Here is a 25,543-nt window from a genome sequence, read left to right as displayed (position 1 = left end):
GTTATATCATATAATGATGAATAATTTGGTAATATATTAAGAAAATCGACAGTATATTTCTTTATTTAAGGGGTGTAGGAAAGGCGTAGATTTCTCTTTCCATTTGTAGCGTACTGCATTAATATTTATGTATTAATCTAGAAAATAATGATGAATAACATTGTAATTGTTGGTCTGCAATGGGGTGACGAAGGCAAGGGTAAAATAGTAGATTATCTTTCTGAGAATGCAGATGTAGTTGTGAGATTTCAGGGAGGAAATAATGCAGGGCACACTATAGTAGTAGATGATGAGGTTTATAAATTAAATTTACTGCCCTCTGCTGTTTTGAGGCCAGGCAAAATATCTATCATAGGAAATGGCGTTGCTCTTGATCCACACGCTCTAATCTCAGAAATAGAGTCATTGAAAGTTAAAGGAGTAGACGTAAACTATAACAACTTGATGGTATCCGAGAGCTGTCCATTAATACTTAGCATACATAAGGACAAGGAAAAGCTATTTGAAGATTTAAATGGAAATCACAAAATTGGTACAACAAACAAAGGGATAGGGCCATGTTATGAAGATAAAGTTGGAAGGAGAGCTATACGCCTTTGTGACTTAGAAAACGCAGATGAGCTCAATAAAAGAGTGGATACTCTTTTGAATTACCACAATGCTATCAGGAAAGGCCTTAACTACCAGGTGGTTAAAAAAGAAGAAATATTAAAGGAAATTCAAGAGATTTCAGAAAAAATTCTTTCATATAAAAAACCTGTGTGGAAGATATTAAATGACTTGATGAAAGAAGGTAAGAAAATAATATTTGAAGGTGCCCAAGGCGCATTTTTAGATATCGACCACGGAACTTACCCTTTTGTTACTTCAAGTAATACTGTAGCATCGCAAGCAATAACAGGCTCAGGGTTATCCTCCAATGCTTACATTATTGGTGTGGTAAAAGCTTATACAACAAGAGTGGGCAATGGCCCATTTCCTACTGAGCAGAAAAATGAAGTAGGAGATAGCTTGTTTACTATAGGTAAGGAACTTGGAACAGTGAGCAATAGAAGAAGGCGTTGCGGATGGTTCGATGCAGTTTTAGTGCGCCAGGCCGTACAACTCTCTGGAGTTTCAAGCATTGTATTAACCAAATTAGATGTGCTTAATTCTTTTGATACAATTAAAATATGCACTGGTTACAAGTATAGCGGAAAAATGTATGATTATTTACCCGCATCGCATTCAATACAAGGGGAATTAGAGCCAATATATGAAGAGTTTCCTGGCTGGAAAGAAAACACTCAAGGTAAAAGGTCGATTGAAACATTGCCTATCAATTTAATAAAATATATAGAAGGGTTAGAAAAATTAATAGGTGTACCAATTCATCTAATCTCAACTAGTCCAAAGAGAGAGGATGTTATTAAGCTTAAAGATTTCTGAAAACGTCTTTGTATCTTAGAGCCTGTACGTAATCTCAAAAAAGAGATAAAGTGAGAGGATAAAGTATATAAAGTAGGATATGCGAAGTTTATAACCAAGTGACATAAGTCGAGAAAAGTTTGAGATTATTGTAGCAGATCTGGAATCTTGCAGAAAGAAGACAAAACCAAGAACACTTGATTTACATGATATATTTTGTGGAGTGTTATACGTGTTAAAAAGTGGTTGCCAGTGGAGAATGGTATCAAAAGAGTTCCCAAAATGGCGCAATTGTTACGACTATTTTAAGAAGTGGAGTGAAAAACCAGATGTAAATAAAGAAAGTGTTCTGGAGCTGGTATTAAAAAAAAATAATTGCGACAAAACAATGGTCGGAAAAGCTTCTGCATAATTGATGCACAGAGTATAAAAAATGCAGATACTGCTGAAGCTATGATGCAGGCAAGAAGATTTCAGGGCCGTATTGCAGTAGATACGCAAGCATGCAATTTATACAACAACAGCAGAGATAACTGACCGTAGCAGTGCTGTGAGAATGGTCGAAAATGCAAAAGAAAACCTCTCGGGAGTTAAAAATGTACTGGTTGATGCAGGCTATACTGGAGAGAATTTTGTAACTCAAATAAAAACGATTATTGGTGCAACCGTTGAAGTGATCAAAAGAAATGAATTACGTTCCTTTGTTGTATTGCCCAAAAGATGGGTTGTGGAGCGATCTTTTGCTTGGTTAGAAAAATGTAGAAGATTGTGGAAAAATTGTGAGCGAAAACTCAATACTAGCCTACAAATGGTAGTTCTGGCTTTCACTGCCTTACTTCTGAAAAAATTATGAACAGGCTCTTACTAACTCTTATCTAATAAAAAAAATACTTGTGTAACTTCGAATAGTCTATTATGCAAGACAGCAGTATAAACATGTAGTAAGAAATGTATAATGAAAAATAAAAGCTCAAGTTTAACACTTGCAGTTATTTTTACACAATTAAGTAATCATAAAAGTTAGTGTAGGGCGAGGTTATACAGTTTGATTTCTTTTAATATATGTTAATTGGTATAATATAAATATAGTTAAGGAGGTGTATTATGATTGGAAGTTTGGCTAAAGAAGAAAAAACAGCAGAGGCAGGAAAAACAGGTGATCAACTTGAAAAGTGTATTGGACCAACTTCACTGAATGGGGAGGTTTATTACTCTACGCTTATCTACTATACATTAAAAGAGTTATATTCACAATTAGGTGATATCTCTTATGCTAATAAAACAAGATCAGAAAAAGAAATAATCAATTTTTATGTTCTACCTCAATTTGCACGCTTTAAAGAAATTATTGATGAAGATATAAAAAAAGATCCTTCGTTTGCAAATTCTGCTATTGTAAAGTTTTGCTCCTCAATTATAAAAAATAACAAATTACTTAAAGAATTAGAAGAAGTTAGTATTCCTGCCAAAAACTCTAGTGTAAAGGCAAGGGTAAGCTTTCAACTGAAAAATCTGAAAGAAAAGGTGTGGTTCTTAGGAAAACTAAAGGAAAAAAAGAATTTCACTTACGTGCAGAGGGCTTTTGGGGATAAGTGGAGTTTTTATGACCTAATAAATGATGGAGATTTTAAAAAAACGTACATAGATAAAGCAGTAACAGAGTCTGCTAATAAGAGCTTTAAGGAAGATATAGATAAATGCATAAAGTGGGCAGAGCAGGGAAAAGAAGCTGCAAGTAAATATCTTGGAGAGAAAGGCGTAGAGTTTCGAGCTTATTACACAGAAACTGATAACACTCATAGAGTTTTGAATATCAATCTTATTAATTACAATAGAAGTGAGCAAACCAGGATTAGTGACATTTTACAGCAAGAGAAAGATATTAAAGAGCTGAATATCTATTGCAATAAAAAACATGAAATACACGCTCATCGGAGAGGTAAGGAAAGATATTATGAATTTAAAGAGGGCGCATATTATGAAATGAAAAGCACTTGGCCTGTAAAGGATGGATCCGAAATGTGTACCATGATTATGAATGTGAGTAGCGATGGCATAACTGAAGTACTAAAATTTAATGATGAAGATTTTGTGCTATCGGATGAGATCTTAGAATTAATAAAGCAAAACGATGAATTATATATTCAAGGTCTCTCCTTATATGATGCTGTACTAGAAAAAGGTAAGGCTGCTGATGTTGTACCTACTGCTAATAATAATTTTCAAAATGAGTCTATAGCGGCCTATCGCGAGGAACCAGAGGGGGAATTAGACCCTAAAGTTGATGCTGACAATAGCCTTCCTCCTTCTATTAATAGCAATGCATCAACTCAAACGGAAGTCAATTTACAACACACTGAAACTCAAACAGAAGTTGCTTCACAACAAATCGAAACTAAAACGGAAGTCAATTTACAGCACACTGGAACTCAGACAGAATTTGCTTCACAACAAATGGATGAATTGATTTTAAATAATCAGATGCTGTCCGAAAAAAACGTTGAATTGAAGCAAGAAATGTCAAATTTGAAAAAAGAAGCTGTTGAATTGAAGCAAGAAATAGAAGCAGGGTTGCAAGTGATAAATAAAAAGCACCATGAATTAATACAAGAAAATCAGCGACTACAGGAGAAACTAGAAACAACCCAAGCAGAAGCTAATCAAACAATTGTAAAGTTAGAGAAGCAGAATAGCAATTTACAAGACAGGTTTGAAAAAGAGGAGCAAAAAAACACGGAATTGCAAACTGAACTGGCACAAAAAAATGAAGAATTAGCAGGTGTGTTAAAAGAGCTACAAGGGAAAGCACAAGAACTTAAAGGTGTATATGAAGAAAAAAGAAAGCTAAAGGAAGAGCTGAAAATTGTTAATGCAGGAAAGAAGAATTTGGAAAAAGAGCTAAATCAAGCACGAGAAGATGCGGAACAGATAATGGTTGAACGACGCCAGCAGAAAGAGCGCTTGAAAGATCAGCTAAGAGAATTAGATCAGGAATATAAGGTACAAGTAGAAATTGAGCAAAAGATTAAAGAATCAGATAGGCAGGATAGCGATTTACAAGATACACTTGGAGAAGAGAGACTAAAACTCAACATTGAAGAACTAGAAAACGAGTACGAGGAATTTCCAGGAGATAAGGTGCTTACACTTGAACTCACTAAAGATGAAGATAAAGTCGAAGAGTTAAGAAACGAGCTAGAGCGTGAGAAAGAAAAGTGTAAACAATTATTAGAAGAAGAAAATGAATGGGGTGATGAATTGGTAGGAATGCTTGATGGACTGGAAGAAAAAATTCGTGCTGATGAACAAAGGAGCTCCAACAATCAATTAACGGGAGAAATTTCTAATGAGTCTGGTAATGCTCCACGACAGAAGAAAAGGTTATCCAAATCTTCAAGCGTTGATAATGAGTCTTATGTTCCACTGAGAGAGAAGACAACATTACTCAGATCTTTAAGCGTTGATAGTGGACTTGATAGCGATGAAGAAAATTGTGATAATGATTTATCTTTCAACATAAGTCCTATAAGTTCTATTGAGAAGGTGGCAGAGAGTAGAAACGTAGGTAGGGTATCATTGTGAAGATGGTTGGGGTTAAGTTGCAACTTAAGTGGGGCGCAAAAGGTCTTTTGTGTTGATAATAATTTAAAATCTATAGTAGACTAAAAAAGATTATTAAATTATAATATAACATATGATAAAAGACGAGAAATCGAAAACAATTTTTGAAGTGGAAGGGGCAGTAACTGCTTTACTACCTGCAGCAGAATTTAGAGTGAAACTGGACAATGAACATGAGATTATCTGTCATGTATCAGGGAAAGTGAGAAGAAGTAAAATACGCATCATTATAGGGGATAGGGTGTTAGTTGAGATGAGCATTTACGATAGGAATGCGAGAAAGGGTAGGATCATTAGAAGGCTTAAAGGTACAAGTGACAGAACGATCTCTAAATAATCTTATTCTTGCTTCATCATCGAAAAGGCGTATAGCTTTACTAAAACAAATAAACATTGAGCCAGGTTTAATTTTGCCAGCAGATATAGATGAAGCCCCTTTAAAAAAGGAACTTCCGAAGGATTACTCAATCCGTATGGCAAAAAGTAAAGCTGAGAAAATACAAAGTTTAAATCCAAATTATTTTGTGCTTGGTGTTGATACAGTTGTTGCTTGTGGTAGAAGGATATTGCTCAAAGCTGAAAACGTTGAGCAAGCAGAAAAATGTATCCGCTTGTTATCAGGAAGAAGGCATAGAGTATACACCAGTGTATGTCTATTAACTCCCGATCAATCTAAACAACATATCAGGACTGTGGTTACAATAGTGAAATTTAAACGTCTCAGTGAACAAGAAATTAAGTATTATTTAGCATCAGAAGAGTGGAAAAATAGGGCGGGGGGATGCAATATACAAGGCCTAGCTGGAGTGTTCGTATTGTTCTTACGCGGCTCCTACTCTTCCGTTATAGGGTTACCATTACATGAAACCTATTGTTTGCTAAGCAATTATTTTAACTTCAATTTATATTGAAATACCTTTATTAGTATCTTTTTTTTGTTGTGACTCAGCAACCTGTTTAGCCCAATCTAGTGGTCTTTTATTTCTGTTAGCTAATGCAATTCTATTGCGATCATAACCATCAGTGTGTTCTGTTAAAGTATCTCCTCTTTCTTCTTCTATTACTCCAGCTTTCAGTTGTGCTTCATCTTTCTCTAGTAATTTATATAGTTCGCTATTTTTATCTACAGTTGGATTAGTGTCATTATTTTCTCGTTCTGCCACTGTTTTTTCTAACCACTTACGTATAGGGTCATATTGTTTACCTTCTCCTATCTTTTCTAAAATGTTTTCTGAGAATGAATCTTTAGGAATATTTTCTTTAGTAGCCTGTTGTGCCGGTTCTCTTAACCCTTTATCCGGGTTTCCCAATGCTCCTTTTAACTCACTCGTATTTCCGATTTCTTTTGGTTCAATGTTTTCTAAGCTCTTCTTTAACTGTTCAGGATTTACTTGAGATTGTTCATTATTGTCATGAGTTGGAGATGAATAGCCCGAATCGTTTGCTTTTATGTCTGTTGAGCTGTCTTTTAGCAACCCAACTTCTCTCAAGCGTTTTTTAGTTTCTTCGCTAATCTGACTCTGATCAGCTGGTTTTAACCCGAGATTTTCTTGACCTAATGTATTTTTAAGTTCTTCAAATAGAGTTAGATTACTTTGTCTAATATGTTCTTCTAATTTCCTTCCTACCTGTTTTAAATCTGTTTGAGATTTACTATCACTATTAGTTGGAGATATATAGCCTGAATCACTTATACTATTTGGTGTTGAAGCAGAGACACTAATAGTTGGACCTTCCACTATTTTTACATCTGCTAAATCGTCTTTTTGCAATCCATCTTCTTTATCTTGTGACAGTTTATCAGTAGGATCAACTTGCCTTAATCCTCTATTATCCTGCTGTGATCTATCTCTGATTTCTTTAAGAAGATTTTCAGGTGGAGTTTGATCACTTTGTTCAATGTTCTCTAAGCTCTTCTTTAACTGTTCAGGATTTACTTGAGATTGTTCATTATTGTCATGAGTTGGAGATGAATAGCCCGAGTCACTTTTATTATTGAGTGCTGTAGCAGAGAGCGGCTGTTCACTTTCTTTCCACTTAGCATCACTAGCATCTTGGTTATCACTGTTATCTGGAGAAGATGAATAAGGAATTATGTCCTTTAATGTCTCTAACGGTGATGGGTTATTTTTTCTACTTCCTGCAATTGATGCTTTTCTATCATCAACATCAATGTGCCGTAAGTTGTTTTTCTTGAAATTTCTGATGTCTTGTAACAGATCGCCTTTGCTATTTCCTTCTTGTTGCTGGGTTTTAGGTTGTTGCTGATCATTAGGTGTTTGCTCACTTCTATCTGGTTTTTGGCTTCCAGGTACAGCATGTCCAAATGTAGGATTGTCATACCGTTCATCTTCTTGCCTATTATCTTGATTGTGGCTTACAGACTTGGTGAAAGTAGAACTATCTGAAGAATCAGAAGTTGCACCTTTTTGCTGATTATTAGGTGTTTGCTCATTTTCGCGCAAGTCATCTGGTTTTTGGCTTCCAGATTTGGCTCCCCCTTGCTCATCGAAAACACCTTTTTTAGGTGGTAGTGAACTAGTTCTAGGTGGAAGTGGCGGAGGAGTTTTTTTGTTCTGAGGATTCTCCTCAAAAAGCGATTGTAGGTTATAAACTTGACCTCCCGAATTTGCTTCTCGTGCTGCTTGTCTAAGCTCACGCTTTTCTTTAGCCTCCTGAGAATTAATTTTATCGTCAAAATCTTTTCCAATTCCGCTATCGTAAGACTGCCTTCTGCTGTTAGATTGTAGTCCAAAATGTGAATGGTGGTCTTCTTTTTTTTGAGTTATATCAGTAGCTTGAACGCTAACACCTCTATTAACATCAATTCTTGTTGTAGTTTCAGATGATAGCTCGTTACTGTCTTTATTATGTTGCATCTCATTCGCTTTTCCTTGTCCTTTCTCCCTGAATTGTATTTCATGCAAGAATAAACCACCTATTTTTACATCTCTGTTTACTTCTAACCGTTCTAGAGAAAAATCATCACCTTTAACAAGGTCTACACCGTTAGCATCAATCTTAATTTTGATCTTACATTCCTTCCCCTCCGCATACCACTTTAAAGTCATTTCATATGAACCATCAGTTACGACATAATGTCTTATTTTTTTCCCTTCTTCCTCGGCAACAAAACCATGCATTCCGCTCTTTCCATCACTATGCAATGTTGAAAATCCCGAGATTTCATTCTTCTCACAAAAATCACTGTTTAAAAATTCGCTGATTTTAAACTCTTTTTTGTTATTTCCCAGCGTAATACTTGCGTGATTACCGTATATTGAAACTCCTGCAACATCATCAACATACTCTTTCAACCTTTCTTTAACTTCACTTTCAAGGTCTTGTCCAGCTTTCTTTGTCTTGTCGCATTTCTGAAGAATAACTCCATATGCTTTATCTTTGTTTTCTTCTTCGTCCCAATTCCAGTTGGCGCGTTTTGTTAAAAACTTTACTGTGTTAAAATCAACTCTAGCATTATAAATTGGGTCGTCTTCCTTTTTTATTTTATCAAATAAAGGAAAAATTTCTTGAATGCGCTCATTATAAATGTGTTCTTGTTGTGTATCGTTAGTGCCCATATATCCCTCACTAATAACCCTCTGCCTTTAGTTCTAGCTAATACTAGCTAATATAATTATCACAAGCATTGGTTGAATTTTTATTAAGGAAGGTTGTGTTACTAATGTGATGACACAAGCTATTTTATGGTAACATCAAACGATTTAAGTTGTCATTCCAGTCTGGAATCCAGCCTTTCACGAACCCCATCAAAAATGTTGTGTTTTAACATAAGATTAGCTACTTTTATGCTCACTAACTTAGTGCCAATCAAGATTCCTGGATCCCAGTGTCTGGGCACTGGGATGACATCCTTCTTGGCGGAAATCACTCTTATATCACAACAGCTGCATAGCCTAAATTGCTTTAGCTATAGCTCTGTTTTTGCAACTTCAAATATCTGCTACTCATAGTAAACACTTCTGGATCTTGAGAGGTTAGCTTGAGTATAGCGAGTATGTTGATAAACAACAAAGCAGCAATCGAGATATCAGCAACATCCCATAGCAACCGGACTTTACCTATCGCACCAAGCGGAATGATCATGGTAAAAATTACAATCCAGATTTTAGTGTATTTATTATCCATAGACACATAGCGTATTGTCTGTTTTGAGCAAAAAAACCAAGTAAAAATAGTAGTAAAGGCAAAACAAAACATTATGGCCATAATTAAATAGTCAATATAGGGCCAATTCATAGCTTTTCTAAAAGCAAATATGCACATGTTAGTACTCTCTAAATCAGTGACCCAAGAATCTGTGACAAGCAGTACCATTGTTGTAATAAACACTATGAATGCAACTATAAAAGGCGATATTATTGTGATTAGGCTCTGTTCAATAATAAATTTATTATTATTTTTCTTAGGAACAATTGAAGAATGTACGATTCCTTCGAGGCCAAGCCCTATATCTGTTGCAAAAATACCTCGCAAAGTTCCAACTTGAATAATAGTCAACATTTCTAAAATCAAACCTAGAGATAAACCAGAGTTAAAGCTACTAGTTGTAAAAAAACTGCTTGTTATTAGTTTTAGAGAAGGAAGAATATTTTCACTAAATTTAAATAATATGATACCGCAAAGTGTGAGGTAACTTACCGTCATTATCGGTATCATAGCCGATATAAAAATTTTAATTTTTTTTAAGCTGAGAGCTGCAACAACAAAAAATATTATGGCCATTACAATGCCACCAATGACTACAGGCACATCTATCATGTTAAGTGGTATTGATAGAGAATTTACCTGAACAAGGTTACCAACTGTTATTGAAACCATTATCATAACAACTAGAAACACAATTGTAGCTTTTCTAGAGTTAAATGCATCAGCCATGTAGGCTACAGGACCACCTATAAACCGTCCGTTCTTTTCCTTTCTGGTTTTTATACTTAGATAACAAGTGACATATTTTATCACAGAAGTGATAACAATAATTATTGCCATCCATAAAATAGAGCCCGGTCCTCCGGTTTTTAGAGCAACAGCAGTTCCTGAAATATTTCCTACTCCTAAATTTCCCCCTAAAATTGTAAACAGAGCGGCTATAGAAGAAAATTTATTTTCTCCTTTTTTAGCTCCAAGGAGTGAAAGGGCGTATGGTAATCTAAATACCTGTAGCCATTTTAATTTAATCGATAGGTAAACACCAGCAACTAGCATGAGTAATATTGTTGGCAGTAATAAAACAAACTTTACTGTATCCATCTGTAAAAGTGAGATTTTTATTTGAGTATACAACAAAAATTGAAAATACCTAACCTATTTTCTATGTATGACTTCGTTTCCGTCATTCTAGAAACCTTTTCTTGTCATCCAAGTAGCATGACACATAACTGTACGAACATTGTAATATGGTACAATGTTAAGACGATGTCATTCCAGTGCTTGACACTGGAATCCAGCTTTTAATGCAACCCCTCACCAAAAATATTGTGTTTTAACATAAGGTTAGCTACTTTTATACTCACCAACTTAGTGTCCAATCTGGATCCCAGTGTCTGGGCACTGGGATGACATCTTTTTTCTTGGTACAAATTACTCTTATATCTCAATGTTCGTACAGTTAGTGCGTGACACTGGGATCTAAATTTTTTATGCGAAACCATTATGTTTATATACTTGTAGGCCCAAGTTCCTCACATAGTGAACAAAAAAGTAAATGAGATTCCAGTGTCACGCGCTGGAATGACACCTACCCCATGAGAACTCTATTTTTCATACCACTCATTTATAAGTTTATTGATATCAGAATCTATAAAATCCTTTAATGGTTGCCTGATTTTTATCTCAACATTTTTAGGGATGCACCTATCTTTACATATCGCATAATTTATATGGAAGTTAAGGTCAATATACCCTTGATTTAAAAATATATTCATCTTAAAGGGAAATAATACCATATCCTCATATACGTTACTTACAAACGTCTCTCTCCCTACTTTATCTTTATGTTCCTTTGGAATAGGCCAGTGAATATTTATATCTGATGCATTACCTTTGTAACTAATAGACGTGGGAAGGCCAAAATCTCCAGGATCTTTATAATACATGTGCCAGCCTGGTTCCACTGTAACCTTTATTGCACCTTTAAGAGTGAAGCTTGCTTCATTTATCTCGCCAATAAGTAAATCAAATTTTGCAATTTCCTCGTCAGCATATAGTTGAGTGCAAGAAAAAAATAAAAACAATATTAAATATATATGTATTTTCATTAAGGTAAATTTCTCCTTTTATAGAGAAAGTAATTTAGATTTTAATTATTATATTTAATAGTATTATATAGATTATTTATTAATATAGCATTATGCTATAGCTAAACTGACTTACGACAATCTGAAAAACGACAAATTCGTCATTCCGCTACTTGTTAGCGGAATCTATGCCGAGATACCGCGAATGAATCCACAACTGTACGAACATTGTGATTTTGGCCCATAAGGAGGGTGTCATCCCAGTGCTTGACACTGGGATGGCTTTGTTGCATCACACTTTATGAGATGGTGATTTATGGTAAATTCATGTAACTATCTCAAATTTAGCCATACCAATATCAGTGAATTTATTAAGCAAATAGCATTTGATTAGCAGTTCTTTTTCTCGATTTATCTCAGATTTATTCCTAAAACTAAATCCGAATATTTGCTTTAATCTTGAGAAAAACCCTTCAATATAAGATCTTTTCCCATAATTTACTTCTTTTTTCCATTCTTTCATGCCATCTTCACCGTATAATTTTATTAACCTAATAGCAGCATTCCTGTCAGACATATAATCTATTTCTGGATGTTCTGCCGCATTGTTTATTGGTGGAATTTTTGTCTTTATATCATATTCGTTACACAACTTATAAAACTTGTGCCTATCACATGCTCTATCTGCATATAGTGCTTTTATGGCATGCTGAAAATCAACTTCTTTTAGCAAATCACAAGCTCCATAGTGATCAGCCGTTACTGTATTTTACAGCTATGGCTTTTTTGTTGTTTATATTCAACATTACGTGCAATTTTCTCGTTTGCTCATAGCCACGATATTTTCTGTCAGTGCTATTTTCCTTGCTGTGTGTTGTTGTATATACTAATTCCTGTACTGTCTATAGCAATTTCGATATCTTCCATATTATTTTTATCAATTCTGCAATCATTTATCTTAATATTAAGTTTCTTAAACCTTCTTGATGCTTGTGAATAGCTGATAACTGCCAAATCTCTTCCTATTTGTTGCAAATACCCTTTTATAAACCCGACTGTTTGTCTTAAACCAATTCTAAAGAAACTGACGATTATATGCACCAAAATCACAACTTTATCACTATAAATATAGTTGCCGCCCTGCATTTTTGGACAATTCTCGTACCAATTTTCTATGGCGTCATTGATATAACAAAAAATGCTTCCTCTTTCTTGGAGAAATTTGTTATATTCATGGCAGTTACTGACTCTCATTTTTTGTGGCATATTTTTTCTTCAACAGTTAAATGGCTATTTATAATGAATTTTGTCAGTAACTGCCAGTTCTTTTCACTTGAGCGATGCAACAAAGCCCACTGGGATCGAGGAATTTTATTAAGTTGGCAAGCATAAAAATAGCTGTTTTTTGTTAAAATACAATGTTTTGATGATTATGGAAATGCTGGATTCCAGTGTCAAGCACTGGAATGACATCACAGGGGCACTGGAATTTTTGTTTCAATATTTGTACATTAGCCATGCATCTGAACAGATACTGTAAATTAGCTATATTACATTAGCCCATCAGATGAGTTGTAATGGTTATAATTGTCTGATAAGTGATCTCTAACATCGTGACCTAACTCATTGGCATCAGGCTTAACTTCGTGATCTAACTCATTAGCATCGAGCTTAAACAAAGAAGGATTATCATCAGATTGTTGATTAGACTCTTTCTCTTTCGACCCAAATAACCATGAAAAGAGTGATGAGATAGAATCAATAATGGATTTAATTGCTGAAAAAATATTGGATAAGAAATTACTGGGTTGCTGAGTATCCTCTTCGGCTGATTCTGGTTCAGGCTCTTTTCCTGCTGTGTCATCCACATCTTGTTCAGGCTTACTTCTGCTTATGAGTGTCTTATCTAACCATTTGGACATATTCTTGTCTGGATTATGAAAATACATTTTCTCTATGTCCTTGTTTTCATCAACAAAAATTACTACAGTTGCATTCTGACTTAATGACCCTTCATTTAATCTATAACGTTCACTAACGAGCGATTCATGAGAGTTCTTTATATCTTGAATCAATCGAAGTTTTTCTTCTTCTACTAAAAGGTAACCTCTGTGTTGTATAGCATAATTGGTCCCTTTGTACTTAAATTGCAACATTCCTGTAACCTCTGTGTAGTCATCACCTTTTTGTTCTTCTTCTGGCTCTGGATTCGTGCGGTTTTCATTTACCTCTTCTTCAGACTTACTTCTGCTTATAAGTGTCTTATCTAGCTGTTTGAATATATTTTTGTCGGAGTTTCGAAAATACATTCGACTTATCTCCTTATTTTCATCAACGTGAATCGATAAAACTGTATTCTCATTCCCCAATCCATCACATTCACTAACGAGCGATTCATGAGAGTTCTTAATGTCTTTGATAAATTGAAATTTTTCTTCTTCTGAAAAGTACTTGCATCTTACGTTATAAGTGGTGCCTTTGTATTTAAAACTAAATATCCATCCATGGTCTTTATATTCATCTACTAGTTCATGAATATTCTTGACATTTTGTATAGCTTTAAATTTTTCATCTTCTGAAAAGTCCTTGTATCTTACGTTATAAGTGGTGCCTTTGTATTTAAAACTAAATATCCATCCATGGTCTTCATATTCATCTAGTCCAGAATTCTTGACACGTTGTATAATTTGAAATTTTTCATCTTCTGAAAGGTCCTTGAGGTATATACTACCAGTTGTATCTTTATATTTAAATTTAAACATCCATCCATGATCTTCATATTCATCTACTAGTTCACGAATATTCTTGACATTTTGTATAGCTTTAAATTTTTCTTCTTCTGAAAGGTTCTTGTGATATTTATAAAGTGTACCTTTATATTTAAATTTAAACATCCATCCATGGCCTTCATATTCATCTACACCCATCTGCTTGCAAATAGCTTTATAATTTTTTTCTTCTACCTCTCGTCCAATGACATTCGCTATGAGTTCAGTATCCAGAATATTCAAAGTTTGGACTGTTGCCGATGGTGAAAAACGCAATTGAAATATGTGGCCTAGCTCATGACCTAGAACAAAATCCATGGCACTTTGCTTATATGTCAGAATATTCTGACAATCTGTTACTCCTCGTGTAATATATCCTGGACCACCATCTTCATCTATGCCGAGAAGATTGTTATACTTTGTATAATCGCTTCTATTATTAAAAATGTGAACCGTTATATTGTAACTTGCATTACTATTTTTCAAGCAAAACTTTTCTTTAAATGCTTCATAGGCAGTTTTAATGTCTGTTTCTATTTGGTTTTGTTCCTGCTCAGATAAGTTGTCGTATTTTATAGTACAATTTATATACCCGTATTTAACGGTAAAGCTGTTAGGTCTTGTCGACATAAAAAAAATAGTGATATAGAGTACTCTTTATTAATAGGTAAAGAGAATGCTATATGATTTAAAAGATGAGCAATGGGAGAGAATAAAAAACAGTCTGCCAGGTAAGGAAGGAGATAGAGGAAGAAGCGCAAAAGATAACAGGAGATTCGTAGCTGCAATAATGTGGATAGGTAGAACAGGAGCAACATGGAGAGCATTGCCGGCTGAGTATGGAAAATGGTCAAGTGTACATAAACGTTTTATAAGGTGGGCAAAATCTGGTGTTTGGCAGATGATTTTCAACACATTAGCTGTTAATGGAGACACAGAGTGGCTCATGATAGACTCAACAATAATCAGGGCACATCAACATGCTGCTGGTGCAAGAAAAAAATGTGGAAACTGGTAGACAAGAACAAGAGCTGGGACGGTGCAAAGGAGGATTTTCAAGCAAATTACACGCTGCTTGTGATGCTTTGGGCAACCCACTGAGATTCTTTGTTACTGCAGGGCAAAGATCGGATTACGTAAAAGCTTTAGACCTGATAGAAGGCAAGAACATGGAGGCACTTATTGCCGATAAAGGGTATGACGCAAATTATATGATTGAGGCTGCAGAAGCTGTAAATGCTGAGCCAGTAATCCCACCGCGTTCCAACAGAAAAACACCAAGAGAATATGACAAAGAATTGTATAAAGAGAGAAACTTAATCGAAAGGATGTTCAACAAAATCAAGCACTTCCGCAGAGTTGCTACACGCTACGACAAATTGGCCATAGCTTTTCTGTCTTTTGTTCACATTGCTGGCATTTATCTTTGGTTAAAATAAATGTCGACACTGCCTAGACAAAACATCATGTATATTTGTGGAAAAATAATTGAACTGCTTTGACTCAGCTTCCTTATACAATTGATGCCCATATTTATCCCTAGAATACTTTGGTAGTTTAGGTACTTTGGCAATTAAGTTTTTGTTACTATCAAAAAAAGAAATATCAGAATTACCAATCCTAAAATCCTTTATAGATTGCCCGCAAGTGCCATCATTTGCACAATCATGATTATCTTTCTTATTAAACCATGCGTTGGTGTATTTTTCCATTTTGATACCTCACTACCAAACCTTACTATATTATTATCTTGGTAAAAATCATAATAATTCGTTAACTTGTATTTTAAATCTGTATCAAATGTGCTTTTCTCGTAAGGTATCAATTGTGAAGTAATTAACTTCATTTGTTTAAAATTTTGCTAAAATAGCTCTTTTTATACTATGTTTTATATAGCTAAACTGACTTAGATTTACTGACAATTTGAAAAACAAAAATTCGTCATTCCGCTACTATAGTATTTTCTAAAACGAATGATAAACGTCTAAAATGGTATTACCAACTAAAAGGTGTAAGTTTGTACATTGATGCATTAGAGGTCTGAGGCGACTTTTGATGGTGTGCCAACAATGCTCTATCGGATTTAGATCTTACTATTACCCACAAATATAAATGTTTGTTGCATAGCTCTTAATGGCATAACTTTTGCTTGAAATAACTGTTTATATGGTGCAATTTACAGCTTTTAGTTGCTAAAATTATAACTCTTAGTTTAATAATTTTAATCTAATAAGCTTTCAGGTTAATAAAATTAAATTATTTGAGTAAATACAATACTATGTTTTTATTTGTGGGTAATAGTAAGGCTTAAAGCAAAATGTAGTACGAACGGTAGGTGGATCTAAAAGATCGAATTACAATCCTGTATACAGCATTTTGCATTATTGTTTGATTATATTTATAGGTACAAAAATGGCTAGAATAATTTTCATGGGAGTAGATGTTTCCAAGGAAGCATTGGACATCTCAATTAATGGCAAGCATAAGCGCATAGCAAACGTGAGTGATGCTATATCTAAGTTTATAGAAACAAATATAGTCGATTTACCCATCAAGTTATGTGTAAGCTGGTGGCTATGAAAAGCTCATTATAAAATTGTTGCAAGATAACTGTCCATAAAGCTCACCCGAATCGGGTATATGCATTTGCCAAAGCTTGCAATCATTTTGCAAAAACTGACAAGTTAGATGCTAAATTACTGGAAAAATACGCTGAATTTGTCAGTAAAGACGGTGAAGTAAAAGGATGTATAATTTCACAAAAGCAAGAGGAATTAAAGGAGCTGGGGGCAGTTGAGCGTAATTTAAATGATGCAATTCATGCAAACAAGTGTCGCCTGCAAAGTGCGACGGGAAAAGCTAGAGAATACATAGAAAGACAGATAGGGTTTGCTGAAAAACAATTGAAAGAAATTAGGCAAGACATAGAAGACGCAATAGCTGAATTGAAAGGAAAAAATGAGCTTTTAATCAGCTATAAAGGTATTGGATCAAAGACGGCGAGCGTTCTACTGACAGAGGTGCCTGAGCTTGGTAGATTAGAGAATAGAGAAATTGCATGCTTAGTTGGAGTTGCACCTAAAACTAGTGAAAGTGGAAGAAAAGTTGGCAAAGCTCAAATCAAAGGAGGCAGGTTTTATGCAAGGAAAGCACTATACATGTCAGCTCTTGTTGCTATGCGCCACAACAGAAAAATGAAAGCGTTTTATCAGCGTTTGGTTGATTCTGGCAAAGCTGCTAAGGTTGCATTAGTTGCTGTCATGAGAAAAATTATCGTTTGTTTAAATGCCATGATAAAAAATAACAACTTTTATCTTGACTCTTAAGACGGTAGATGACAGACCATTGATTGTATGGGTTCCATCTGTTATATATAATCTTTTTGAATACGAAGAAAACTGATGAATGAGTATGATATTACGGTTATAGGTAGCGGTCCTGGTGGTTATATAGCGGCAATTAGGGCGGCACAGCTTGGGTTTAAAACTGCAATTGTGGAAAAAGAAAAAAATTTAGGCGGTATATGCTTAAATTGGGGATGTATACCAACAAAATCACTGCTTAGAGCATCTGAGGTTTATAGGCTAATAAAAAGATCAAAAGAGTTTGGTATAGAAGTAAAGGGAGCGAATTTTGATATACAATCAATAGTGAAATACTCAAGAAACGTTGTTGATAAATTGTCAAGCGGTGTTGCATATTTGATGAAAAAAAATAATATCAAAGTTCATCAAGGTTTTGGTAAACTTGCAGGCAATGGTACTATAAAAGTCGTTAGCGATAAGGAAGAACAAGAAATTGTTTCCAAGCATATCATTTTAGCAACAGGCGTGAGGGCACGGAATCTGCCTGGAATAGAGGCAGATGGAGATTTAATATGGAATGCGCAGCACGCTATGACTCCAGAGAGATTACCAAAATCGCTACTAATTATAGGGTCTGGTGCAATTGGAATAGAATTTGCAAGTTTTTATAGTACTTTGGGTGTTGATGTAACAATCATAGAGATAAAGAGCACTATTTTGCCGCTGGAGGATAAGGACATTTCAGATTTAGCACAAGAAATATTCACAAAACAGGGGATAGAAATATATACAAGCAGTAGCGTAAAAGCTCTTACTAAAAGTAAAGACTCTGCTCAAGTGCTACTAAGTAGTGGTGAGAGCAAAGAATTTGAGAGGGTGATTGTTGCGGTTGGAATTCAAGCAAATATTGAAAATATAGGTTTAGAAAATACAAAAATTAAATTAAGCCCTTCTGGCTTTATTGAAACGAATGAATGGTATGAAACTAGTGAATCAAATGTGTATGCAATAGGTGATGTAGCTGGCCCACCATGTTTAGCACATAAAGCGAGCCATGAAGCCGTGATCTGCATTGAAAAGATTGCTGGTAAAAATGCTCATGCGTTAAAAAAAGAATGCATACCAAATTGCACTTATTCTCATCCACAAATAGCGAGCATCGGCCTTACTGAGGAACAGGCAATAAAAGGTGGGTATGATATAAAAATAGGAAAATTTCACTCTAACTTTAATGGTAAGTCTGTTGCACTCAGTGAAACTGAAGGGTTAGTGAAAACGATTATAGATAAAAAAACCGGAGAAATTCTGGGTAGCCACATGATAGGTGCAGAAGTAACGGAGTTAATTAGCAATTTTGCTCTTGCAAAGCAACTAGAAGGAACAGACTTCGACATAAAATCTACGATTTTTCCTCATCCAACCATTTCAGAGATGATACATGAATCAGTGCTTGCTGCAGATGTTAAATAGTTGAACTAACGTTCCATCGTTTTAGAGTTGTCAATGTCTTGAGTAGTAGTTTGATTAGGCACTTTAGTTTCAATAGATTGATTACCACCAGCATCAGAATTCTGTAACTCTTCTTTCAATCCCTTAGCTGCTTCTTTAACTTCAAGCTTTGCCTTTGGATGAAGATCTTCTGGGCCTTTTCCTTTAGTATCCAAACCTTGTTGTAGATTAGTGCTTTTCATTTTATTATGCTGCTCGTGCTCAGGTAGGTCAACGACCGAATTGAAAAGAATTTTTATTATATTTTTTAGCAGTTCTAAAAAACCTCCGCTTCTGCCTTCTCTTTGTTCTTGAGGTTTATTTTTCTCATTAGGTTCTTTTTTACTATTACTTTTAGGCATTTTTAACTCAACTATCATAACGCTTAATAAAATTCTACGTGCAAATTGTTAAATAACAGTTAACAATCTAGGATTTATTATTTACAGATGGATATTATTTTAGCAACAGGTGGCACAGGCGGACACATTTTTCCAGCTATAACTTTAGCAAGAGCACTAAAGGCACAAGGATATAGTTGCATAGTATTTACTGATAAAAAAACAAATAAAAATACTGACGTGGGAAACTACACCTTGCCATTATGTAAACCAAGCAGCAACAAATTTAAGTTTTTCCTTTTCTTGATATACAGCTCTATGTTAGCACTGTATCAAGTAAGAAAATTAAAACCAAAATCGGTCATTGGTTTTGGTAGCTATGCTTCTTTTCCAACTCTTCTTGCAGCAAGAGTTCTTTCTATACCTATAATTTTACATGAACAAAACACAGTTTTAGGGAGAGTAAATAGATTCTTTTTCAAGAGTGCAAAATTAATTGCAACCAGCTTTCCGGAGACTAAATATGCAGAGGGCAATAAATGTATTTTTACAGGAAATTTTGTTGATATAAAAGCACAGAGCCATTCTAGCACTGAGAAAATCCTAAATATATTGGTCATAGCAGGCAGCCAAGGTGCAAATTTTTTTGATGATGTAGTAAGCAGCGTAATTTGTGATTTACCTATTAAAATGAAAAAGAAAATTAGAGTGACGCAGCAATGTACGAAGAAAAATGTAAACAAGGTCAAAAGTCTATACAAAAGTGAAAAGATCGATTGTGAATTGAGTGAATTTTTTGATGATATGGAGAATAGACTGGCCAATGCTCACTTGGTAATTAGCAGAGCAGGAGCAACTTCAATAGCAGAGATCACTCTTGCTAGGCGTTCTGCTATATATATTCCTTACCCTTACTCAAAAGATAATCACCAATTTTATAACGCAAAATATATTGAAGACTCGAGAGCAGCTATAATAGTTAAGCAGAATAGTGAAGCAAAAAAAAATCTAACAGAGGTACTATTTGATCTATTAAATAATTCTCAAAAATTGCGTGATATGACCAATAGTACAGAAAAAACAGGGATAAAGAATGGGACTACTGAGTTTGTTAAGGTGATTGTTCACAGGTTTAGTTGATGGCTGCTTGCTTTTTCTTCAAACACGTCCCAAAGATCCTTTTCTAGCGATATATTATACAATTTATTGATATAAACTACTCCCGTGGGTGAAGTTGTGTTAATTTCGAGCAGGAAGTCATCTATAATATCAATACCAACAAATATTAGCCCTCTTTTCTTTAATTCAGGACCAATTTTGTTACATATTTCATTGTTTCTATCGTTCATTTGAGCGGGCTCAAAACTTGCTCCAAGTCGCATGTTTGTTCTGATCTCTCCACTGATTTTTGGAATTCGTTTCATTACACCAATTGGTTGGCCATAAAGTAGCAATATTCTTTTATCTTTATCTATGTTTTTACAAAATGATTGTGCAATCACAGGGCATTCGTATTTTGCTATCATGAGATCCACTACTACTTGAATACTATTCTCATCTTGTATTCTTATCACATCGTTTCCTCCATAACTATACAATGGCTTCAGAATAATATCTTGATAGTTGTAGTAGAAATCTCTAATCATTGATATATTTTCAGTAATCAAAGTTGGCGGAATTAGCTCTGGAAATAATGAAGTTATCAATTTTTCAGGACAATTTCTTATTTCTGTTGGATTGTTAATTACCAATGCGCTGGTTTTTTCTAAGATATATGTTGTTGTAATATAACGCATATCAAAGGGTGGATCCTGTCTGATAAATATGATGTCCATTTCATTCAAGTTGATTGCTACATCATCTTTAGAGATAAAACTAAAATCATCAACGCTGACTTTCTGAGCCAGAGCAATTGGATGGTTTAGCTTTAGTGCTAAATTGTTAGGAGCATAGACAAAAACTTCGTGCTTCCTCCTTTGTGCTTCCTTTATTAGCACGAATGTAGTGTCAGTTTCAAAATTTATATTTTCATCCATCTGAAAGGCAACTTTCATTTATGTTCTCTACCTATTGTCACAATTGTACAAATGTTATAATTTGAAAGCGATTTTTGCCTAATGGCGTAACTTACTGTACCTATATCGTACATAACTTACAACTTGTTTTACTCCCTTTACTTTTCTTGCAATTGCTATTACAGCTTTTAATTCCGCTTTATTTTGGGCTATACCCATCAAATAAACAACTCTATCAACCGTATTAACGCTATAATTAATTGACTTAATATTTCTTTTTCCCAGGAGTCTTGTTCTTATTTCCGCTGTTATCATGCCATCTACAGTGGTGTCTAGCATGGAAGCCATTTGAATTGGTATTACTCTTATTTCATTTATCACTTCTTTAATTTCTTTTTGCTGCCAAGCTATTTTTTCTGCTGTAAGTTGTTTTTCAGGAGTGTCAACACTTCCAATGAGCAATACTCTTCCTTCACTTACTTTAACCTTTATGGATGAAAATAGCCCATGTTTTAAGAGCCCCTTATTAATTCTGATGACCATAGTCGTATCATCAATGATATTTCCCAAGGATTTGTCCTGCATTGTTATTGCTGTTGCTGTCGCTGTAGCCACCACACCACCTATTATAAGGGTTGTGCAACCACTTTGTGTAATCAAAAAAATTGCGAGTAAGAAGCTTGTTATTAATCTCATTATTGATTTTCAGGGTTTAGAGCTTTCATTAAGAAATGTTAATAAGCTTTTTTGATTGTGTAAATACCATAAATTAAGTAAGACTTTAAACCTTGAATATTTTTAATGGAATACCTATAATAGGGTACTGAAAATTTCTTGCGGATATGGCGGAATTGGTAGACGTGCCAGGTTTAGGTCCTGGTGAGCTTGCTCGTGGGGGTTCAAGTCCCTCTATCCGCACTTTAAAGTCATGTAACTTAGGTTTTAAGGGAAAATTTATAATCACTAAATACACTTTTGTTTGTGTAAAAACCTGTTCTTAAGGATTGTGTTTAACTTAAATTCTGGTAAAATGACTCTATTAAGATATGAATTAAAATGTTAATAAATGAATTATGATGTCTAATAATATACCTCAAAATACAGTCGAAGTAAGTAGCGTATATACCTACAAAGAGCTTAGTATAGATAAACTAAAGTATGAGTATGAAATCACAGTTGGTAGTGATTATATAAAACAAAAGGTAAATTCCAGGTTGCAAGAGATAGCAGAAAATGCAAAATCACCTGGATTTAGGGCTGGAAAGATGCCCTATGACCTTGTTGTTGCAAATTATAAAAACGAGGCTTTGGAATATGTGATAAATAATACAATTGATTATTGCTCAAGTGATTTGATGAAAAAAATTGAAGTCAAGTCTCACATTTATCCTAAGGTTGATGTTATATCATTACCAGATCTGGGCAAAGAAAATGAGGAGGGCAATTTTGTATACAAGCTATCTTTTGAGTCGATGCCTGAAGTACCGATGATAGATCTTGACAAAATAAACTTAAAGAAAATTGAAGCAAAGATTGAAGAGGAAGATATAAAAGAATTTATTGATTCTATCAAAACAAAGTTCCCCAATTTTGCCTCTGTTGATGATGCTTCTTATCAAGCGAAAGATGGGGATAAATTGATAATTGATTTTGAAGGGCGGATTAGGAATAAGCTCTTTCAAGGTGGAAGTAGCAAAGATTTTGCCGTTAATTTAGGGTCTGGCACATTTATTAATGGTTTTGAAGATCAATTAACTGGTATGAAAAAGGGAGAAACAAAGAACTTTAAGTTGAAATTTCCTGAAAATTACCAAGCCATTTCCCTTGCAGAACAGGAAGCTGATTTTTCTGTGCGAGTTAATGAGATTCAAATTGCCAAAGATTTTGAAAATGATGATGAAATAGCTAAGAGTATTGGGTTTAAAGATTATTCTTTGCTAATAAATCATGCAAAAAAAATGATTGGTGATCAGTGCACCGAAATGAGAAATCTCTTAATTAAAAAGGAGCTGTTTGATTATTTGGATGCTAATTATAGTTTTGATTTACCCACAGACATAGTAAAACAGGAGCAACAAAGAATGGAAGGAGAATTGGGTGCTCAAAATGATTCTCGTAAAGAAGCTGAAAAACGTGTAAAGCTTGCTATGTTATTTATGAAATTTAGTGCAGAACATAAAATATCATTAACTCAAAATGATGTTTTGAGTGTTATTGTAAATCAATATGTCAGTAAAGATGTGCAATTTGACAGAGTACTTAAGCATTTTGAATCAAATAAACAATTTCAAGAATTAGTTAGAGGGCAAGCGCTTGAGTATAAAGTGACAGATTATATAATAGAAAAAGTTAGTAAAGAAGAGCAGATTGTTTCTGTGAAAGAATTAAAGGAATTATTTGATAATATTTAATAGGAAAAGGTATGACTCTTATACCAATTGTAGTTGAACAAACTAGTCGCGGTGAGCGCGCTTATGACATATATTCAAGACTAGTGAAAGAAAGAATAATTTTTGTAACAGGTCCTATTGAAGACAATATGGCCAGTGTAATAGTAGCACAGCTTTTATTTTTAGAATCGGAAAATCCCGATAAAGACATTTGTATGTACATCAACTCACCAGGTGGTGTTGTAACTGCTGGTTTGTCGATCTACGATACAATGCAGTATATAAACCCAGACGTTTCAACTTTATGTATAGGTCAAGCTGCGTCTATGGGTTCTTTATTGCTTGCAGCTGGTACAAAAGGTAAGCGCTACTCTCTACCTCATTCAAGAATTATGATACATCAGCCATCTGGTGGTTATCATGGTCAAGCAACTGATATAGAAATACATGCTAATGAAATTTTGCGGGTTAAGAAAAAACTAAATCAAATTTATGAAAAACATACTGGAAATTCACTGAAGAAAATTGAAGGAATGATGGAAAGAGATAAATTCATGGATCCTGAAGAAGCAAGGAAAATTGGCTTAATTGACAGGGTGATAGCTGAGCGTACAGATATTGAAATTGAAAATATTAAAGTTAAACAAAAGGTGGGTTAATGGATAACAATAATGATTTACACTACTGTTCTTTTTGCAACAAGGCGCAAGATGAAGTAGATAAATTGATTACTAACTCTTCGGATGGTTTAAAGGTGTTTATTTGTAATGAGTGCATAGAATTATCCCATAAAGCAATAAGTCAAAAGAAAGATAGATCTTTTAATTCAGATCGTATATCTGATATGAAGCTATTACTAAAGAAACCTGAGGATATAAAAAACTTTCTCAGCAAGCATGTTGTAGGTCAAGAACACGCGCAACACGTTTTATCTGTAGCTATGTATAACCATTGTCAATCCATGGTACAATTTCATGCTATAAGTGATATTGAAATCGAGAAGTCAAATATAATGCTTATTGGTCCCACTGGTTCTGGTAAGACTTTGCTAGCCAAAACACTTGCTAAAGTTTCAGATGTGCCATTTGCTATGGCTGATGCGACAACTTTAACTGAGGCAGGTTATGTGGGTGATGATGTAGAAAGCGTGTTGTCGCGTTTATTACAAGCTGCAAATTATGACGTTGTAAAAGCACAGCGTGGTATAGTGTTTATAGATGAAATAGACAAGATTACAAGAAAATCTGAAAGCACTTCAATAACCCGTGACGTTTCAGGTGAAGGGGTCCAGCAAGCTCTGCTTAAGATTATGGAGGGTACAGTTGCTTATGTTCCGCCACAAGGAGGGCGAAAACACCCACAACAAGAGTTTATACAAGTGGATACTAGTAACATACTGTTTATTTGTGGAGGAGCTTTTGAAGGCCTCGATAAAATTATTGAAGCGAGAAAAAAGGGAACGTCAGTTGGCTTTGGAGCAGATATAAGTCAGTCTAAAGAGCAAAAGAAAAAGAATGCTTTACATGATGTTCAACCTGAAGATTTAATCAAATTCGGTTTAATACCCGAATTTGTAGGGCGGGTTCCAATAACTGCTGTTTTAGATGAGCTGGATCATGAAGATTTAATACATGTGTTGACAGAGCCAAGGAATGCACTAATAAAACAGTACAAAGCATTGCTTGCGTTTAGCAAAGTAAACCTTGAGTTTTCAGATGAAGCAATATCAGCTATTGCTAAAAAGGCTATAAGCTACAAAACAGGTGCAAGAATGTTACGTGCTATCTTGGAGTCACTTTTGCTTGACATTATGTATACATCTGGAAACGGAGGCTTTGAAGGTAGCACTATAGTAATCACTAAGAAAATGGTAGAATTAGGAAAAGCAACGGTTAATCATAATAACAATGGCAATGTTATAACGGTTAATGATTAATTTGAGGCATATATT

Annotated in this window: 23 protein-coding genes, 1 tRNA gene and 2 pseudogenes; 15 read left to right on the top strand and 11 right to left on the bottom strand. The window is 34.6% G+C overall.

Annotated features, from left to right (window positions below):
- Positions 1-150: 150 nt before the first annotated feature.
- From AAGD50_RS03435 to AAGD50_RS03415, 5 genes and pseudogenes are all read left to right on the top strand, one after another.
- A complete protein-coding gene (locus AAGD50_RS03435) occupies positions 151-1,428 on the top strand; it encodes an adenylosuccinate synthase (RefSeq protein WP_070357042.1) in 1,278 nt (425 codons plus the stop codon).
- Positions 1,429-1,531: 103 nt separating this feature from the next.
- Positions 1,532-2,260, top strand: a pseudogene (locus AAGD50_RS03430) (IS5 family transposase).
- Between the two features lie 251 nt (positions 2,261-2,511).
- Entirely contained in the window at positions 2,512-4,989 is a 2,478-nt protein-coding gene (locus tag AAGD50_RS03425) for a hypothetical protein (protein ID WP_341809988.1), read from the top strand.
- A gap of 112 nt (positions 4,990-5,101) precedes the next feature.
- A complete protein-coding gene (infA, locus tag AAGD50_RS03420; protein WP_007550159.1) occupies positions 5,102-5,365 on the top strand; it encodes a translation initiation factor IF-1 in 264 nt (87 codons plus the stop codon).
- Positions 5,343-5,939, top strand: coding sequence for a Maf family nucleotide pyrophosphatase (locus AAGD50_RS03415; RefSeq protein ID WP_010082554.1), 597 nt, complete (start codon positions 5,343-5,345; stop codon positions 5,937-5,939). Before infA ends, AAGD50_RS03415 begins: the two co-directional genes overlap by 23 nt.
- Here the strand turns inward: AAGD50_RS03415 and AAGD50_RS03410 are convergent.
- The 6 genes from AAGD50_RS03410 to AAGD50_RS03385 form a co-directional block, all read right to left on the bottom strand.
- Positions 5,931-8,609: a hypothetical protein gene (locus AAGD50_RS03410; protein ID WP_341809987.1), complete on the bottom strand. Its 2,679-nt coding sequence runs from the start codon at positions 8,607-8,609 to the stop codon at positions 5,931-5,933. The genes AAGD50_RS03415 and AAGD50_RS03410 overlap by 9 nt on opposite strands.
- A gap of 152 nt (positions 8,610-8,761) precedes the next feature.
- On the bottom strand, positions 8,762-8,920 hold the full coding sequence (locus AAGD50_RS03405; RefSeq protein WP_153296804.1) for a hypothetical protein: 159 nt from the start codon (positions 8,918-8,920) through the stop codon (positions 8,762-8,764).
- Between the two features lie 35 nt (positions 8,921-8,955).
- A complete protein-coding gene (locus AAGD50_RS03400) occupies positions 8,956-10,299 on the bottom strand; it encodes an alanine:cation symporter family protein (protein ID WP_213862762.1) in 1,344 nt (447 codons plus the stop codon).
- A 503-nt stretch (positions 10,300-10,802) separates the two neighbouring features.
- Complete coding sequence (locus tag AAGD50_RS03395; RefSeq protein ID WP_264724122.1) at positions 10,803-11,306, bottom strand: protein-disulfide reductase DsbD domain-containing protein; 504 nt, start codon at positions 11,304-11,306, stop codon at positions 10,803-10,805.
- A gap of 304 nt (positions 11,307-11,610) precedes the next feature.
- Positions 11,611-12,018 (bottom strand): transposase, encoded by a 408-nt coding sequence (locus tag AAGD50_RS03390; RefSeq protein ID WP_174516160.1) that lies wholly within the window; start codon positions 12,016-12,018, stop codon positions 11,611-11,613.
- Between the two features lie 122 nt (positions 12,019-12,140).
- Entirely contained in the window at positions 12,141-12,551 is a 411-nt protein-coding gene (locus AAGD50_RS03385; RefSeq protein ID WP_151807722.1) for a transposase, read from the bottom strand.
- A 139-nt stretch (positions 12,552-12,690) separates the two neighbouring features.
- Between AAGD50_RS03385 and AAGD50_RS03380 the strand changes: the two genes are divergently transcribed.
- Positions 12,691-12,825: a hypothetical protein gene (locus AAGD50_RS03380; RefSeq protein ID WP_264339156.1), complete on the top strand. Its 135-nt coding sequence runs from the start codon at positions 12,691-12,693 to the stop codon at positions 12,823-12,825.
- A 10-nt stretch (positions 12,826-12,835) separates the two neighbouring features.
- On the opposite strand, the gene AAGD50_RS03375 is transcribed toward AAGD50_RS03380, so the two are convergent.
- Positions 12,836-14,683 (bottom strand): hypothetical protein, encoded by a 1,848-nt coding sequence (locus AAGD50_RS03375; protein WP_264724121.1) that lies wholly within the window; start codon positions 14,681-14,683, stop codon positions 12,836-12,838.
- 46 nt (positions 14,684-14,729) lie between these two features.
- Here AAGD50_RS03375 and AAGD50_RS03370 point away from each other — a divergent pair.
- A pseudogene (locus AAGD50_RS03370) lies at positions 14,730-15,492 on the top strand (IS5 family transposase).
- Here the strand turns inward: AAGD50_RS03370 and AAGD50_RS03365 are convergent.
- Entirely contained in the window at positions 15,484-15,765 is a 282-nt protein-coding gene (locus AAGD50_RS03365) for a hypothetical protein (protein ID WP_264724120.1), read from the bottom strand. The pseudogene AAGD50_RS03370 and the gene AAGD50_RS03365 overlap by 9 nt on opposite strands.
- Before the next feature lie 700 nt (positions 15,766-16,465).
- Between AAGD50_RS03365 and AAGD50_RS03360 the strand changes: the two genes are divergently transcribed.
- The 3 genes from AAGD50_RS03360 to lpdA all read left to right on the top strand — a co-directional run bounded on the left by AAGD50_RS03360 (position 16,466) and on the right by lpdA (position 18,828).
- Positions 16,466-16,633, top strand: coding sequence for a hypothetical protein (locus AAGD50_RS03360; protein WP_155968863.1), 168 nt, complete (start codon positions 16,466-16,468; stop codon positions 16,631-16,633).
- A gap of 323 nt (positions 16,634-16,956) precedes the next feature.
- Positions 16,957-17,379 (top strand): IS110 family transposase, encoded by a 423-nt coding sequence (locus AAGD50_RS03355; protein WP_049973639.1) that lies wholly within the window; start codon positions 16,957-16,959, stop codon positions 17,377-17,379.
- Positions 17,380-17,454: 75 nt separating this feature from the next.
- Complete coding sequence (lpdA, locus tag AAGD50_RS03350; protein WP_151807945.1) at positions 17,455-18,828, top strand: dihydrolipoyl dehydrogenase; 1,374 nt, start codon at positions 17,455-17,457, stop codon at positions 18,826-18,828.
- Between the two features lie 5 nt (positions 18,829-18,833).
- Here the strand turns inward: lpdA and AAGD50_RS03345 are convergent, their stop codons facing one another.
- Positions 18,834-19,226, bottom strand: coding sequence for a hypothetical protein (locus AAGD50_RS03345; RefSeq protein WP_006279962.1), 393 nt, complete (start codon positions 19,224-19,226; stop codon positions 18,834-18,836).
- Positions 19,227-19,295: 69 nt separating this feature from the next.
- Here AAGD50_RS03345 and murG point away from each other — a divergent pair, with 69 nt between their 5' ends.
- Entirely contained in the window at positions 19,296-20,327 is a 1,032-nt protein-coding gene (gene murG, locus AAGD50_RS03340) for an undecaprenyldiphospho-muramoylpentapeptide beta-N-acetylglucosaminyltransferase (RefSeq protein WP_155968867.1), read from the top strand.
- Here murG and gshB read toward each other — a convergent pair.
- Together gshB and AAGD50_RS03330 are read right to left on the bottom strand one after the other, a co-directional pair.
- Complete coding sequence (gshB, locus tag AAGD50_RS03335; RefSeq protein WP_264724119.1) at positions 20,312-21,241, bottom strand: glutathione synthase; 930 nt, start codon at positions 21,239-21,241, stop codon at positions 20,312-20,314. The two genes, murG and gshB, sit on opposite strands and share 16 nt — an antisense overlap.
- A gap of 60 nt (positions 21,242-21,301) precedes the next feature.
- Complete coding sequence (locus tag AAGD50_RS03330) at positions 21,302-21,898, bottom strand: BON domain-containing protein (RefSeq protein ID WP_006279461.1); 597 nt, start codon at positions 21,896-21,898, stop codon at positions 21,302-21,304.
- 140 nt (positions 21,899-22,038) lie between these two features.
- Here AAGD50_RS03330 and AAGD50_RS03325 point away from each other — a divergent pair.
- From AAGD50_RS03325 to clpX, 4 genes are all read left to right on the top strand, one after another.
- Positions 22,039-22,120 (top strand) — tRNA-Leu (locus AAGD50_RS03325).
- A 158-nt stretch (positions 22,121-22,278) separates the two neighbouring features.
- A complete protein-coding gene (tig, locus tag AAGD50_RS03320; protein ID WP_264724118.1) occupies positions 22,279-23,613 on the top strand; it encodes a trigger factor in 1,335 nt (444 codons plus the stop codon).
- Positions 23,614-23,624: 11 nt separating this feature from the next.
- Complete coding sequence (clpP, locus tag AAGD50_RS03315) at positions 23,625-24,251, top strand: ATP-dependent Clp endopeptidase proteolytic subunit ClpP (RefSeq protein WP_006280254.1); 627 nt, start codon at positions 23,625-23,627, stop codon at positions 24,249-24,251.
- Positions 24,251-25,528, top strand: a complete 1,278-nt coding sequence (gene clpX, locus AAGD50_RS03310) for an ATP-dependent Clp protease ATP-binding subunit ClpX (RefSeq protein ID WP_006279985.1) — start codon at positions 24,251-24,253, stop codon at positions 25,526-25,528. The genes clpP and clpX overlap by 1 nt, the downstream gene beginning before the upstream one ends.
- Positions 25,529-25,543: the final 15 nt, after the last annotated feature.

The sequence above is a fragment of the Wolbachia endosymbiont (group A) of Apotomis capreana genome, from assembly GCF_964027025.1.
In the GTDB taxonomy this organism is placed as follows: domain Bacteria; phylum Pseudomonadota; class Alphaproteobacteria; order Rickettsiales; family Anaplasmataceae; genus Wolbachia; species Wolbachia pipientis.
Note: the sequence above shows the minus strand (reverse complement) of the source record. Positions and strands in the feature narration are given on the sequence as shown.

What these genes read in the sequence shown, in the direction of transcription:
- AAGD50_RS03435 (WP_070357042.1), top strand. Translation starts at nt 151, where the DNA reads ATGAATAACATTGTAATTGTTGGTCTGCAATGGGGTGACGAAGGCAAG.
- AAGD50_RS03425 (WP_341809988.1), top strand. Translation starts at nt 2,512, where the DNA reads ATGATTGGAAGTTTGGCTAAAGAAGAAAAAACAGCAGAGGCAGGAAAA.
- infA (WP_007550159.1), top strand. Translation starts at nt 5,102, where the DNA reads ATGATAAAAGACGAGAAATCGAAAACAATTTTTGAAGTGGAAGGGGCA.
- AAGD50_RS03410 (WP_341809987.1), bottom strand. Translation starts at nt 8,609, where the DNA reads ATGGGCACTAACGATACACAACAAGAACACATTTATAATGAGCGCATT.
- AAGD50_RS03400 (WP_213862762.1), bottom strand. Translation starts at nt 10,299, where the DNA reads ATGGATACAGTAAAGTTTGTTTTATTACTGCCAACAATATTACTCATG.
- AAGD50_RS03395 (WP_264724122.1), bottom strand. Translation starts at nt 11,306, where the DNA reads ATGAAAATACATATATATTTAATATTGTTTTTATTTTTTTCTTGCACT.
- AAGD50_RS03385 (WP_151807722.1), bottom strand. Translation starts at nt 12,551, where the DNA reads ATGCCACAAAAAATGAGAGTCAGTAACTGCCATGAATATAACAAATTT.
- AAGD50_RS03375 (WP_264724121.1), bottom strand. Translation starts at nt 14,683, where the DNA reads ATGTCGACAAGACCTAACAGCTTTACCGTTAAATACGGGTATATAAAT.
- AAGD50_RS03365 (WP_264724120.1), bottom strand. Translation starts at nt 15,765, where the DNA reads ATGGAAAAATACACCAACGCATGGTTTAATAAGAAAGATAATCATGAT.
- AAGD50_RS03360 (WP_155968863.1), top strand. Translation starts at nt 16,466, where the DNA reads ATGGCTAGAATAATTTTCATGGGAGTAGATGTTTCCAAGGAAGCATTG.
- lpdA (WP_151807945.1), top strand. Translation starts at nt 17,455, where the DNA reads ATGAATGAGTATGATATTACGGTTATAGGTAGCGGTCCTGGTGGTTAT.
- AAGD50_RS03345 (WP_006279962.1), bottom strand. Translation starts at nt 19,226, where the DNA reads ATGATAGTTGAGTTAAAAATGCCTAAAAGTAATAGTAAAAAAGAACCT.
- murG (WP_155968867.1), top strand. Translation starts at nt 19,296, where the DNA reads ATGGATATTATTTTAGCAACAGGTGGCACAGGCGGACACATTTTTCCA.
- gshB (WP_264724119.1), bottom strand. Translation starts at nt 21,241, where the DNA reads ATGAAAGTTGCCTTTCAGATGGATGAAAATATAAATTTTGAAACTGAC.
- AAGD50_RS03330 (WP_006279461.1), bottom strand. Translation starts at nt 21,898, where the DNA reads ATGAGATTAATAACAAGCTTCTTACTCGCAATTTTTTTGATTACACAA.
- tig (WP_264724118.1), top strand. Translation starts at nt 22,279, where the DNA reads ATGTCTAATAATATACCTCAAAATACAGTCGAAGTAAGTAGCGTATAT.
- clpP (WP_006280254.1), top strand. Translation starts at nt 23,625, where the DNA reads ATGACTCTTATACCAATTGTAGTTGAACAAACTAGTCGCGGTGAGCGC.
- clpX (WP_006279985.1), top strand. Translation starts at nt 24,251, where the DNA reads ATGGATAACAATAATGATTTACACTACTGTTCTTTTTGCAACAAGGCG.